At 63.6% G+C, this 12,637-nt stretch carries 13 protein-coding genes; 3 read left to right on the forward strand and 10 right to left on the reverse strand.

Annotated elements, in window-relative coordinates; translation table 11 throughout:
* Complete coding sequence (locus V1290_RS02450) at positions 1 to 1,095, forward strand: serine/threonine protein kinase (RefSeq protein WP_334362833.1); 1,095 nt, start codon at positions 1 to 3, stop codon at positions 1,093 to 1,095.
* 116 nt (positions 1,096 to 1,211) lie between these two features.
* On the opposite strand, the gene V1290_RS02455 is transcribed toward V1290_RS02450, so the two are convergent.
* The 5 genes from V1290_RS02455 to yajC are packed head-to-tail and all read right to left on the reverse strand — an operon-like array spanning position 1,212 to position 5,505.
* Positions 1,212 to 2,075 (reverse strand): phytoene/squalene synthase family protein, encoded by an 864-nt coding sequence (locus tag V1290_RS02455; RefSeq protein WP_334362834.1) that lies wholly within the window; start codon positions 2,073 to 2,075, stop codon positions 1,212 to 1,214.
* A complete protein-coding gene (locus V1290_RS02460; RefSeq protein ID WP_334362835.1) occupies positions 2,072 to 2,455 on the reverse strand; it encodes an Mth938-like domain-containing protein in 384 nt (127 codons plus the stop codon). The genes V1290_RS02455 and V1290_RS02460 overlap by 4 nt, the downstream gene beginning before the upstream one ends.
* Positions 2,456 to 2,457: 2 nt before the next feature.
* On the reverse strand, positions 2,458 to 3,480 hold the full coding sequence (gene secF / locus V1290_RS02465; protein WP_334362836.1) for a protein translocase subunit SecF: 1,023 nt from the start codon (positions 3,478 to 3,480) through the stop codon (positions 2,458 to 2,460).
* A gap of 9 nt (positions 3,481 to 3,489) precedes the next feature.
* Entirely contained in the window at positions 3,490 to 5,088 is a 1,599-nt protein-coding gene (secD, locus tag V1290_RS02470; RefSeq protein ID WP_334362837.1) for a protein translocase subunit SecD, read from the reverse strand.
* Between the two features lie 54 nt (positions 5,089 to 5,142).
* The gene (gene yajC / locus V1290_RS02475; RefSeq protein ID WP_028345926.1) at positions 5,143 to 5,505 is read right to left on the reverse strand and encodes a preprotein translocase subunit YajC; all 363 of its coding nucleotides are present in this window, start codon (positions 5,503 to 5,505) and stop codon (positions 5,143 to 5,145) included.
* Between the two features lie 194 nt (positions 5,506 to 5,699).
* On the opposite strand from yajC, the gene V1290_RS02480 reads away from it, so the two are divergent.
* Positions 5,700 to 6,698 carry an ATP-binding protein gene (locus V1290_RS02480; RefSeq protein WP_334362838.1) on the forward strand — a complete coding sequence of 333 codons (999 nt, stop codon included), beginning with the start codon at positions 5,700 to 5,702 and terminating at the stop codon, positions 6,696 to 6,698.
* Positions 6,699 to 6,836: 138 nt separating this feature from the next.
* On the opposite strand, the gene V1290_RS02485 is transcribed toward V1290_RS02480, so the two are convergent.
* Together V1290_RS02485 and V1290_RS02490 are read right to left on the reverse strand one after the other, a co-directional pair.
* Complete coding sequence (locus V1290_RS02485; RefSeq protein ID WP_334362839.1) at positions 6,837 to 8,216, reverse strand: LysM peptidoglycan-binding domain-containing M23 family metallopeptidase; 1,380 nt, start codon at positions 8,214 to 8,216, stop codon at positions 6,837 to 6,839.
* Positions 8,217 to 8,325: 109 nt separating this feature from the next.
* Positions 8,326 to 8,970 (reverse strand): protein-L-isoaspartate(D-aspartate) O-methyltransferase, encoded by a 645-nt coding sequence (locus V1290_RS02490; RefSeq protein ID WP_334362840.1) that lies wholly within the window; start codon positions 8,968 to 8,970, stop codon positions 8,326 to 8,328.
* A gap of 258 nt (positions 8,971 to 9,228) precedes the next feature.
* Between V1290_RS02490 and V1290_RS02495 the strand changes: the two genes are divergently transcribed.
* Positions 9,229 to 9,606 carry a response regulator gene (locus V1290_RS02495; protein WP_082637436.1) on the forward strand — a complete coding sequence of 126 codons (378 nt, stop codon included), beginning with the start codon at positions 9,229 to 9,231 and terminating at the stop codon, positions 9,604 to 9,606.
* Between the two features lie 208 nt (positions 9,607 to 9,814).
* Here V1290_RS02495 and surE read toward each other — a convergent pair whose 3' ends face one another.
* The 3 genes from surE to serS all read right to left on the reverse strand — a co-directional run bounded on the left by surE (position 9,815) and on the right by serS (position 12,363).
* Positions 9,815 to 10,582 (reverse strand): 5'/3'-nucleotidase SurE, encoded by a 768-nt coding sequence (gene surE, locus V1290_RS02500; protein WP_334362841.1) that lies wholly within the window; start codon positions 10,580 to 10,582, stop codon positions 9,815 to 9,817.
* A gap of 96 nt (positions 10,583 to 10,678) precedes the next feature.
* Positions 10,679 to 10,960 (reverse strand): hypothetical protein, encoded by a 282-nt coding sequence (locus tag V1290_RS02505; RefSeq protein WP_334368911.1) that lies wholly within the window; start codon positions 10,958 to 10,960, stop codon positions 10,679 to 10,681.
* Positions 10,961 to 11,031: 71 nt separating this feature from the next.
* The gene (serS, locus tag V1290_RS02510; RefSeq protein WP_334362843.1) at positions 11,032 to 12,363 is read right to left on the reverse strand and encodes a serine--tRNA ligase; all 1,332 of its coding nucleotides are present in this window, start codon (positions 12,361 to 12,363) and stop codon (positions 11,032 to 11,034) included.
* Positions 12,364 to 12,637 lie beyond the last annotated feature (274 nt).

The raw sequence follows: 12,637 nt of genomic DNA on the forward strand, positions 1-12,637 counted from the left end.
ATGGGCTTGCCGAAAGACGACGCTGCCATTTTGTCGGCGCGATGGACCGAAGGCGTGCTGCTGAAGCGTGACGTCTTTTCGACCGTCGAACGCGGCCGATTTAGCGACGATGCCGGTGAGGTCGATGCCGTGCTGCGCCGGCTCGATCAGGTGCCGCCATGGTCCTATCCGCTCGCCCAACATCTGTTCGTCCGCGAGCGCCGCGCGCTGGCATTGGCACGCGATCTCGACGTCGGCCCGAGACTGCTATGGGCCGGTCGGCAGGCACTGGTGCGCGGCTTCATCGACGGCGTCGCGCTGCATCTGGCAAAGCCCCATGGCGACATCGCCTATTTCCGTTCAGCCAAGCTCGCTCTTCGCAAGCTGCACCGCGCCGGGATCTGCCACAACGATCTCGCCAAGGAGCAGAATTGGCTGGTGGGCCGCGACGGCCGCGCCTACCTCACCGATTTTCAACTCGCGGCGTGCTTCAAGTCCCGCAGCCGGCTATTCCGGATCGCGGCTTACGAAGATCTGCGGCATATGCTGAAGCACAAGCGCAGCTATGCGCCGGCCGCCCTGACGCCGATGGAGCGCAAGATTTTGGCGCGCAAATCCCTTGTCGCCAGTATCTGGCTCAAGACCGGCAAGAAGGTCTATCAGGCCATCACCCGCGGCCTGTTCAACTTCACCGATCGCGAAGGCGGCGGCCGCCGGCTGGTCAACGATGCGCCGGTGCTGAGCGCCCTGATCAGGAAAAATCCTGAGGTGCGCGATACCGCCATCGTCGCGTTCGCCGACCGCCGTACCGGCGTCGGGCTGTATGCCTTCGTCGAGGCCGACAAGGTCGCGCTGGAAAAGCAGTTGCGGAGCGAGCTTTCCTCCGCCAAGGGCGTCAAACCGCCGGAGCATATCCAGGTGGTGCATGCCCTGCCCCGCGATGCCGCCGGCAGGCCGCGCACGGAGATCCTGCAGCTCGTCGCCATGAACCAGCTCGACCTGATCGAGCCGCTGATCACGAGCGATATCGACCGCGCGTTCCTGAAGGACATTCTGGAGAGCCGTAAGAATCTGCGCGATCGGTTCAATTTTGAGAGTAGCGAGTTGAATTCGTGACAGCCACTCCAGCGTCATTGCGAGGAGCGCAGCGACGAAGCAATCCATTCTTCCGTTATGCCGCGAGATGGATTGCTTCGCTCCGCTCGCAACGACGCTGCAAGAGCAGCGGCCACCTACCCGCCAAACTCCCGCGAGCGCGAAGCGCGCCAGAGCGTCCACAGCGTCCGGAGTCGTGACGTTGCATGCGGCACGAACGGATCGACGTCAGCTCGTGACATCCGCTCCAGATCGCGACGGACCAGCGCCAGCGGAAGGAATACCGGCCGCACTTGCGGCGGCACATGGGCGAGCAACTCGAACGCCGTCCCGAGATGTTTCCGGGCTTCCCCAATCAACTGATCAATCGCAGCACGCGCCTGCGGCGTCTGCTTGCCCGAAAAGACCTGCTCCATGCCGCTGCCATGTTGCTGCAGCAATTGCAGTGGCACGAACAACTGCCGCCGCGCAGCATCGAGCGGCAGCGCTGCGATCACCTGCGCCATGCCCTGGGCGAGACCCGCATGGCGGGAGAGATGGTCGATCGCCACCGACGGCTGTGCCGCAGTCCGCGCAGCCAACGAGAACAGCGCCGAGGCAGTGTCGGTGACATAGCCTTCCAGCGCCGCCATCGACGGCATTGGATCATTGTAGAGATCGAATTGGTGCTCCTCGATCAGCCGCGACAGCGGCTCGATCGGCAGGCGGAATTCGGCAATGGTCTGCAGGAGTTCGGCTGCAACCGGATTACCTTCGACGCCGCCGCGGCCGGCGCCTTCCAGCATATCGGTCCACCATTGCAGCCGGATTTCGCCCGGCAACGGCTGGCTGACCTGCTCGCGCACGCGCAAAATCTCGACGTTGAAGGCATAGATCGACAGCAATGCGCGGCGCTGGATCTGAGGCAGGAACAGTGTCGAGGCATAGCGGACAAAGTCGTGCGTGCGCACCAGATCGGCGCAGAACGCAGCAGATTCTTTCGACGTCGCCGTGGCGCTCATGGCACGGCGATCAACGCCGCAGCGACGCGCCGCCGCTCGCCCAGCATGATATTGTAGGTGCGGATCGCCGGCCCGGTCTGCATCGGGTCCAGCACCACCCTGACCGCACGCAGCGCCTCGCGCAGCCCACGCGGGGGCAGCCAGATTTCGGTGCCGGTGCCGACGATCAGCGTATCGATGGAATTGGCCGCCTTGAACACGCGGTCCAGCGAATATTGATCGATCTCCGCGGGCTTTGTCACCGGCCAGGCCCAGATGCCGTCCGGCAGGCACAGCAGCGAGCCGCGATGCGACATGTCGGCGAAAGCGAAGCCGCCCTTGCCGTAGGCTTCGATCGGTGCCGGCCTCGGAAGATGCGGAACGTCCGAGGATGTTGCCATGACTATTTCTTTGCCGGCGTATCCGGCTTCTTCGCAGGCGTATCCGGCGCCTCGCGGTGCTCGCCAACGCCGAGATAGATCAGGATCGGCGCGGCGATGAAGATCGAGGTGTAGGTGCCGACCAGCACCACGCCGAACATCATGACCGCCGTGAAGCTGTGAATCGCGTGGCCGCCGAACACCAGCAGCGCCAGCAACGCCAGCGTCACCGTGACGTGGGTGATGATCGAGCGCGACAATGTCGAATTGATGGATTCGTTGAGCAGTTGCGGCATCGGCATTTTCTTGTAGCGCCGCAGCATTTCCCGGATGCGGTCATAGATGACGACGGTGTCGTTCAGGGAGTAGCCGAGGATCGTCAATAGCGCTGCGATGCTGGTGAGGTCGAAATCGACCTGCGAGATCGACATGAAGCCGATCGTCAGCACGATGTCGTGGACGTTGGCGATCATGGCGCCGAGCGCGAACTGCCATTCGAACCGGAACCAGAGATAGATCAGGATCGAGAAGATCGCGAGCATCAGGCCGATCATGCCGTAGGCCAGGAGTTCACCCGAAACGCGCGGCCCTACCACCTCGACGCGACGGTAATCGACACTGTCGCCGAGCGCGCCGCGAACTTTCTGTACGGCCGCCTGCTGGGCGGCGTCGCCGCCCGGCTGCTCGGCCACCCGGATCAGCACGTCGTTCGGACCGCCGAACTGCTGCAACTGGACTTCGCCGAGCCCGAGCGCGCTCAAAGTCGTGCGCATCGCGCCGATATCGGCGGGACCGGACTTGTTCTGCACTTCCAGCAGCGTGCCGCCCCTGAAATCGATGCCGAAATTCAGCCCGTGGGTAAAGAACAACACGATCGCGACGATCGAAAGCGCCGCCGAGATCGGAAAGCTGATGCGCCGGAAGCGCGTGAAATCGAAATGCGTGTCGTCAGGGACGATGCGCAGCGGCGGCAACAGGTCGAGCACGGCAACTACCGTCAGAATGACGATCAGAACGCCCAACCCAATGAGAACGTAACTAGTCACAGCAAATCCTTAGATCGGCACGGTCTTCGGCCGCTTCCACCGCACCCAACCGGCGACAATCAGGCTCGTGAGCGTAAACGCTGTGAAGACAGTGGTGATGATGCCGATGCCGAGCGTAACGGCAAAGCCGCGAACCGGGCCGGTGCCGATATAGAACAGCACCGCGGCGGCGATGAAGGTAGTGATGTTGGAGTCCAGAATGGTCGACAGCGCGCGCCGGAAGCCGGCGTCGATCGCCGAAATCGCGTTGCGGCCGCCGCGCAATTCCTCGCGGATGCGCTCGTAGATCAGCACGTTGGAATCGACCGCGATGCCGACCGTCAGCACGATGCCGGCGATACCGGGCAGCGTCAGCGTGGCGTTGAGGAGCGACAGGATGCCGAAGATCATCGCAACGTTGATCGCAACCGCGATGTTGGCGAACACGCCGAACAGGCGATAGGTCACCAGCATGAACACGATGACCATGATCGAACCGACATAGGCCGCAAGCTCGCCCTTTTCGATCGAGTCCTGGCCGAGGCCGGGGCCGACCGTGCGCTCCTCGATCACGGTCAGCGGCGCCGGCAGCGCGCCGGCGCGCAACAGGATGGCCAGATCGTTGGCGGCCTGCACGGTAAAGCTGCCGGAAATCTGGCCGGAGCCGCCGGTGATCGGCTCTCGGATCACAGGGGCGGAAATCACCTCGTTGTCGAGCACGATCGCAAAGGGCTGTCCGACATTCTCGGTGGTCGCTTGGGCGAATTTTCGCGCGCCTGAAGTGTTGAAGCGGAAGCTGACGATCGGCTCGTTGGTACGCTGGTCAAACCCGGGCTGCGCGTCGGTGAGGTCACCGCCAGACACCAGCACCTGCCTTTTGATGACGTAAGGCACTTTTGGCGACGAGGCACTCATTAGCACCTCTGAGTCCGCAGGCACCCGGCCCCCCTGCGCCTGTTCTGGCGACACGGTCGGATCGACCATGCGGAATTCCATTTTGGCGGTCTTGCCGAGCAGATCCTTCAATCGCGTCGGGTCCTGCAAGCCCGGCACCTGCACCAAAATCCGGTCGGTGCCCTGCCGCTGGATCACCGGCTCCACGGTGCCGAGCTGGTTGACGCGGCGCTCGACGATCTGGATCGACTGTTCGATCGTTTGCCGGATGCGGTCGGTGATCGCAGCTTGCGGTACGGCAAGGCGGATCAGGCCGCCGCCGGCGTCCGAAACCTCGAGGCTGCGCTGCCCACTTGAGCCGAGCAGACCGCCAAGCGGCTGCGACAGTTCACGCACCTTGGGGAGCGCCGCCTGCAGGTCGCTCTCCTTGACGCGGACCTCGACGGCGTCGGCGCGCACGGCCAAGCCCGTATACCCGATCTTGGCGTCGCGCAGCACGCGACGGATTTCGTCGCGCACCTGATCGAGCTTTTCCTTCTTCACGTAGTTGGAATCGACTTCGAGCAGCAGATACGAACCGCCCTGCAAATCGAGGCCGAGCACGATGTGGCGCTGCGCCCAAAGCGGCCAGGTCTTCACCCGCTCCTGGGGGAAGAAATTCGGAACCGCGCAAAGGCAAACGATCAAGGCGGTCAAAATGATCGCCAGCGCCTTCCACCGGGTGAAATACAACATCGAGTAGACCCGTTAGATCCAGGAAAATGCACCGCGGCAAGCGGCGCGGAAAACTCAGCTCGCGGACGTCTCGTCCTTGGCTTCACTCTTTTCCTTGGCCGGCTCGCCCTTGGCGCGAACGCCCGAAATCATCTGCCGCATCTGCCGCACGCGGACGCCGTCCGAAATCTCGAACTCGATCTGGTCGTCGTCCACCACCTTGGTCACCTTGCCGACCAGACCGCCCGAGGTGACGACGGTATCGCCGCGGCGGATGTTTTTGACCAGTTCCTGATGATCCTTGATCTTCTTCTGCTGCGGTCGCAGAATCAGGAAGTACATGATCACGAAGATCAGTGCGAACGGCAGCAGCGACATCAACATGCTGTTGGCATCGCCACCGGCTGCAGCCTGGGCGTACGCAGGGGTAATCAGCATTCGAACAATCCTCGTGAGACGGAAAAGAACCGGCCATGCCTGGGCACAGCAGCTTGGGCATGTCGCCGGTCCGGGTAAATTTGCGCGGACTATAGCGGCGGCGGGCCCAATTGCAACGTTGGCCGCCCCCTCATTTAGGCCGCTTGCGAGAGCTTCCAAGGCCCGTTAAGGCTGCCCCGTCAGGAACTCGGGAAATGTCGAAAAAAGCCAAGAAAACTGCGGCCAAAACTGCGGCTCAAACAGCGTCCCGCGCCGCCCCCAAGGCCGCCGCGCGAGGACATGGGAAAACCGCGACAAAAGGTCCGGCAAACAGGCTTAACGGCGCCACCGCCGAGCGGATCGCCATCGCGCTGGAAGCGATCGCCGGCCATCTCTCGGCGGCCTCGCCGGCGACGGGAGGCCCCGAGCCGTTCGGCTCGGCCGATGCCTTTGTCTGGCATCCGGAGGGGCGCCTTTCGCCGGTGCCGCGCGTCAGCCGCGTCGACCTCGGCCTGCTCAAGGGCATCGACCGGATGCGCGACATCCTGATCGAAAATACCGAGCGCTTTGCCGATGGCCTGCCCGCCAACAATGCGCTGCTGTGGGGCGCACGCGGCATGGGCAAGTCGTCGCTGGTGAAGGCCGCTCACGCCAGCATCAACATCGACCGCAAGCCGGCCGACCGGCTCAAGCTGATCGAGATTCACCGCGAGGACATCGAGAGCCTGCCCGGCCTGATGGACCTCTTACGCAGCTCCGATTTCCGCTTCATTGTGTTCTGCGACGACCTCTCCTTCGACGGCAATGACGCCTCCTACAAATCGCTGAAGGCGGTGCTGGAGGGCGGCATCGAGGGACGCCCCGACAATGTCATCCTCTACGCCACCTCGAACCGGCGGCACCTCTTGGCGCGCGAGATGATCGAGAACGAGCGCTCGACCGCGATCAACCCCGGCGAAGCCGTCGAGGAGAAGGTGTCGCTGTCGGATCGTTTTGGCCTATGGCTCGGCTTCCACCGTTGCAGCCAGGATGAATACCTCGCCATGGTGCGCGGCTATTGCGGCCATTTCGGCATCAAGATTGCCGACGAAGAGCTGGAACGCGAGGCGCTGGAATGGTCGACCACCCGCGGCTCCCGCTCGGGGCGCGTCGCCTGGCAGTTCACGCAGGAATTGGCCGGAAGGCTCGGCGTGAGGCTGGCCGGGAAGTCGTGAAGGACTGCGTTCCCCGGGCGCTGCGCTGCGCGTAGCGGTGCGCTGAAGAACCGGGGTCCAACTTCACGGCGCGCTACTGCGATGGGTCCCGGCTCTGCGGCGCAGCGTCCCGCTGCACCGCGTCCGGGACACGAAGCCTCACGCCCCGTTTAGGAATTGAAGCGGATCAACCGGTGACGATCCCTTGCGGATCTCGAAGTGGAGCTGCGGCGACCCCACCTCGCCCGATTGACCCGATTTGGCAATGATCTGGCCGCGCTTGATCGTATCGCCGCGCTTCACCAGCAGTTCACTCGCATGGGCATATGCGGTGACGTAACCGTTGGAGTGCCGCACCAGAACCAGATTGCCGTAGCCCTTGAGCTCGTTGCCGGAATAGGCGACCACACCATCTTCCGCGGCTTTCACCGGCGTTCCTTCCGGCACCGCCAGGTTGATGCCGTCATTCGACTTGCCGTTGGTCTTGGCGCCATAGCTCGTGATCACCTTGCCGCGCACCGGCCAGCGGAAGGTCGGCAGCGCGCCGGTGGCTTCGCTGGGCTTGATCGAGGCTTGCTCGACGACGGGCTTCTCTTCAGTGACGTTAGTGACGTTGGTGGTCGCCTGTGCCAGCCGAGCGCTCTGCGGCGGGCCGCCGGCGGCAGCCATCTTGGTGGCCGGTGCCGCAACCGCTGCGACCGGCTGGGCGGGAGCTGCGACAACGGGCTGCGCCACTGGTGCTGCGGCGGCGGATTTCGAACCAGGCACGGTCAGCTTCATGCCGAGGCTGAGCTTGGCGGACTGATCGAGATTGTTGGCCTTGGCGAGCTCGCTGACCGAAACCTGATTGCGCCGGGCGATGCTCATCAGCGTATCGCCGCGATTGACGACATGGACGGTCGGCGCTGCCGCCGCGGCAACCGGCTTGCTGGCCGCAGGCGCGAGGGCCGGCGCGGGCGCTGCCGTCGCCGTCTGGCGCGGAATGATCAGTTGCTGGCCGGGCGACAGCACGCGCGGGCCCTTATAGCCATTGGCCTGCAGGATCGCAGCGGCTGAAACGTTGTAGCGCTTGGCCAGAATGTCGAGCGTGTCGCTGGTGCCGACGATAATCGTAGTGCCGCCCGGCGCGGATGGGCGCGCAGCGGCCACCGAGCGCGGCGGCACCGTGGCGGTGGTCTCGATGGGCGGACGGGAAGGCGGCGCATAGGACGAAATCCCCCGCCCTCCTCCCGACACCCCGCCCGAGTTGGCGGGATAGGCCGGCGGCGCAGCAACGGCGGGCGGCGGCAGGTCCTGGGACTGATATTGCGGGGTCGAGGCCTGCGGCCGGGCATATTGCGGCGGCTCGCGGCGTTCGACGGCGGGAGCGCGCACCGAACCGGTCGCTTCGGGCTGAGAGGCAAAGGGATTGGAGAACGAGCTATCGGAAAAGCGCGTCTGCATATCGGCGCTGCAGCCGGCAAAGCCGACCGACATCAGCGCCAGCACCGCGGCCTGCGGCACCCGACGCGAGCGAAGCAACTCGGCGAGACGGGACATGGTTACTCACTCGTACGCAACAAAATACTGTTTTGAGTAAACACGTACCGAGTAAATAACCGCTTAACCCTTGGAATAAGATGTTGGCGGGAACCGCCAATCCGGGATTCTACAGTTCGCGCGCAATTCCCGGCAGGGCCGGGACGAAGCGGACATCGACCAATTCCTTGCGCTCAAAACCGCTGTCCGTTCGGGTCACCCTGACCAGCGTCTGGCTGCCATGATGGGGCCCGACCGGCGCGATCAGGATGCCACCCGGCAGCAGCCGCTCCAGCAGCTTTTCGGGGATTTGCTCCATCGCAGCCGTCACGATGATGCGGTCGAAGTCGCCGGCGCCAGGCGGAATCTGGAATCCGTCGCCCAACATCACTTCGATATTGAAATAGCCCAGCGCTTCGAGCCGGTCGCGCGCGGTGTCCGCCAGCGTCCGGTAGCGCTCGATGGTCAGGACATGCGCGCATAGCCGCGACAGCACCGCGGCCTGGTAGCCGGAGCCGGTCCCGATCTCGAGTACCTTGTGGTGCTTTTGCAGTTGCAACTGCTCGGTCATGTAGGCGACCACGAAGGGCTGGCTGATGGTCTGCCCGCAGGCGATGCCGAGCGCGCTGTCACGATAGGCATGGCTGCGATCGCCAACCGCCACGAAAGCCTCGCGGGGCACCTCTTCCATGGTCCGCAGCACCGCCTGGTCGCTGATCCCCCGCCGCCGCAGAGTGAGCTGAAACATCATCTTTTCGAGCGGTTCTTGGGACATCGCGGTCTCGTGGCGGGAGGCCTGCCGCCAATCCGGTGCTTCGGCCTCGCCGAGATGTAGTATAGCGTCCGCGCACTTAAGGAACGATTTCCTTAAAGATTGTTGTTCCTCGTCCGGAACTGGGACCGCGTCCCGACGTTAGGGGCCCGGAAAATCCTTCGCGAAGAGTCTTTACACACCGCCTACCCGCCCATACCGACATTGCACCCAGGTCCTTTTTTTGCGAACCTCGACATTCGGAAGGGCAAGGAATCCATCATGGTAGCGACACGGCCGGCGGGCTGTTCAGTTTTCCTCGTTGAAGACGAGGTCATGATCCGCATGATGGTCGCTGACATGCTGGAAGAGTTGGGCCACAGCGTAGCCGCCGAGGCCGGCGAAATCGGTGAAGCGGTCAAGCTGGTGCAATCCACCGAATTCGATCTCGCCATTCTCGACGTCAACGTCAACGGCAAGGTGATCACGCCGGTGGCCGAACTGATCACAGCGCGCAACCGTCCGTTCATCTTTGCGACCGGCTACGGCTCCTCCGGCCTGCCGCAGGAATATCGCGACCGCCCCGCGCTGCAGAAGCCATTCCAACTGGAAACGCTGGCCCAGGTGATCGCCTCTACGTTGAAGAGCGCGCCGGTTTAGACGGAAGTTGCGCATCACGTGTCCCGGACGCGATGCAGGGCCATAAGCGCGTTCACGCGCGTCTTCGACGCGCTATGGCGCTGCTCCGCAGAGCCGGGACCCACTCTTTCCCATGCACCATAGGCCCGGCTCAGCAGCGCATCACCATAGCGCGTCGAAGACGCGCGCGAACGCGCTTTCGGTGCTGCGCTGCGTCCGGGGCACGAGCCTATTTCAACGTCGCCGTCAGCTCTTCCGAGAACGCTTCATCGGTACGATCCAGCCGCAGCGGCGTGACTGACACGTAGCGCGCCGCGAGTGCCGCCAGATCGGTGCCATCGGCCGGTGCATCCATCGCCGCGGCGCGTTCGAACCCGATCCAGTAATACGGATTGCCGCGGCCGTCGTGGCGCTTGTCGATTTTCAGGAAGCCGAGATTGCGCTTGCCCTGCCGCGTCACCCGAACACCCTTGACCTGATCGGGCGTGCAGGCGGGAAAGTTGACGTTGATCACGGTATTTTTCGGCACGCCGGCGTCGATCACCTTGCGCAGGATGCTGGGGCCGAATTTCAGTGCGGTATCCCACAGCGGCGCGTGACGGGTCTCGATGGAAAATTCCTGGCTCAGCGCAAACGACGGGATGCCCAGAATCGTGCCCTCGAGCGCGCCCGCGATCGTGCCGGAATAGACGACGTCCTCGGCGACGTTGCGGCCCTTGTTGACGCCGGACAGCACGAGATCGGGCATCTTCTCGCCGAGGATATGGCGCGAGCCCATGATCACGCAATCCGTCGGCGTGCCCCGCACCGCGAAATGGCGCGGACCGATTTCGCGTAAGCGCAAGGGATCGTTCAGCGACAGTGAATGCGAGACACCGGACTGATCGAGCTCCGGCGCTACGATCCAGACGTCGTCGGACAGCGCGCGGGCGATCTCCTCGACGATCTTCAGACCGGGCGCATGAATGCCGTCGTCGTTGGTGCAGAGAATTCGCATCCGTCAAAATGCCTTCAGGTTCAGGTCGAGATAGGCTTTTGCCTTTGGCTGTCGTCTTATCCGGCTATCGCGGCTGAGGCAAACCGGCCTATTTCCTCATGTTTTCTTCATCCAGACACGCCAGGGGCGGGCAAATCTGGCGCCGCCATCGATTTTCATCTGCAGCTCCGGCGATGCCTGTTGCGCCGATTCGACGGGCAGAGAGGGCGCGCTCACGTCCGGCGGTTTGTGCCGCGTCCGCGCAACCGCCAGCCCCCTGTCGAAGTCGGTGGCGTTGAGCCACTCCTTGGCATGCATGCGTTCGATCAGATCGTCGTCCCACAGGCGGGCCACTTCGATATCGAAGGCGCCCATCAGCCGCTGGTCGATCAATTGCATCCCGTGGCCGGTGACAGCCCATTGCTTCCCGATCCAAAGGATGTCGCGATGCAATGCCATTTTGCTTTGCGCTATTTGTCCCGCTCGATCGTTTTGAGCCCGCCCATATAGGGCTGCAGCACCGCAGGCACCGCAATGGAGCCGTCTTCCTGCTGATAAGTTTCCATCACCGCAATCAGCGCGCGGCCGACCGCCGTGCCGGATCCGTTCAGCGTGTGCACGAAACGCGGCTTGCCGTCGGGCCCGCGCGAACGCGCATCCATGCGCCGCGCCTGGAAGTCACCGCACACCGAGCAGCTCGAAATTTCGCGATAAGCGCCGCCCTCGCCCTGCCCGGGCATCCAGACTTCGATGTCGTAGGTTTTCTGCGCGGAGAACCCCATGTCGCCGGAGCACAGCGTCATCACCCGGTAATGCAGGTCGAGCCGGCGCAGCACTTCCTCGGCGCAGGACAGCATGCGCTCGTGCTCGTCACGGCTGGTCTCCGGCGTCGCGATCGAAACCAGTTCGACTTTTGTAAATTGATGCTGCCGGATCATGCCGCGGGTATCGCGCCCGGCAGCGCCCGCTTCGGCGCGGAAGCACGGCGTCAGCGCGGTCAAGCGCATCGGCAGTTCTTTCTCATCGACTATGGATTCGCGGACGAGATTCGTGAGCGAGACTTCGGCGGTGGGGATGAGACCCAGACGTTCAGTTTTCAATCGCTCATCCGGCGCTGCCAGCAGCTCCCCCTTGATGGCCCAGAACTGGTCGTCCTCAAATTTCGGCAATTGGCCAGTGCCGAACATCACGTCGTTGCGCACCAACAGCGGCGGATTGACCTCGGTGTAACCGTGTTCGTTGGTGTGCAGATCGAGCATGAACTGCCCAATCGCGCGCTCCAGCCGCGCCAGGCCCTTCTTCAGCACCACGAAGCGCGCGCCGGAGAGTTTCGCAGCGGCTTCGAAATCCATGTAGCCGAGCGCGCCGCCGAGATCGTCATGCGGCTTTGTCGTGAAGGCGTAGTTGCGGATCTTGCCGTAGACATGGCGCTGCACATTGCCATGCTCGTCTGCGCCTTCGGGCACGTCGTCGAGCGGCAGGTTCGGAATCGCGGCAAGTTCTTTCGCGAGTTCCTCGTCGGCCGTCTTCGCCGCAAGCTCAAGCTCCGGCATTGTGGTCTTGAGCTCGGCGACCTCCGCCATCAGCTTGTTGGCGCGCGCGTCATCCTTGGCCTTCTTCGCCTCGCCGATTTCCTTCGAAGCCGCGTTGCGCCGCGCCTGCGCCTGCTCGGACGCCAGGATCGCTGCCCGGCGCTTCTCGTCGATCGCCAGCAGCGAAGCCGACAACGGCGCCAGCCCCCGGCGCTTCAGTCCGGCGTCGAACGCCTGGGGGTTGTCGCGGATCGATTTGATGTCGTGCATGGGTGATCAATCCTGAATCGTGCCGAAAAGGCGCGATCCCAGTACCACACTGGTCATCGTCAGCGAAAGCGGGTGATCCAGAATTCCAGAGCCATGAATCGAGAGGCCTCGGCGTACTGGATTGCATGATGGCGTCGCCATCCTGTTGGATGGGGCGCCGGCGGCCCCTCGAGTACTGGTCAGGTCCTGCAAGACCGTGGGAATCTTAGGACCGCCGGCGTTACGGTCTGACACGCGCACGGTAGAGAGGGCCTGAGCCCGCATTGCAATCCGG

The organism is Bradyrhizobium sp. AZCC 1578, from assembly GCF_036924675.1.
Taxonomy (GTDB): Bacteria; Pseudomonadota; Alphaproteobacteria; order Rhizobiales; family Xanthobacteraceae; genus Bradyrhizobium.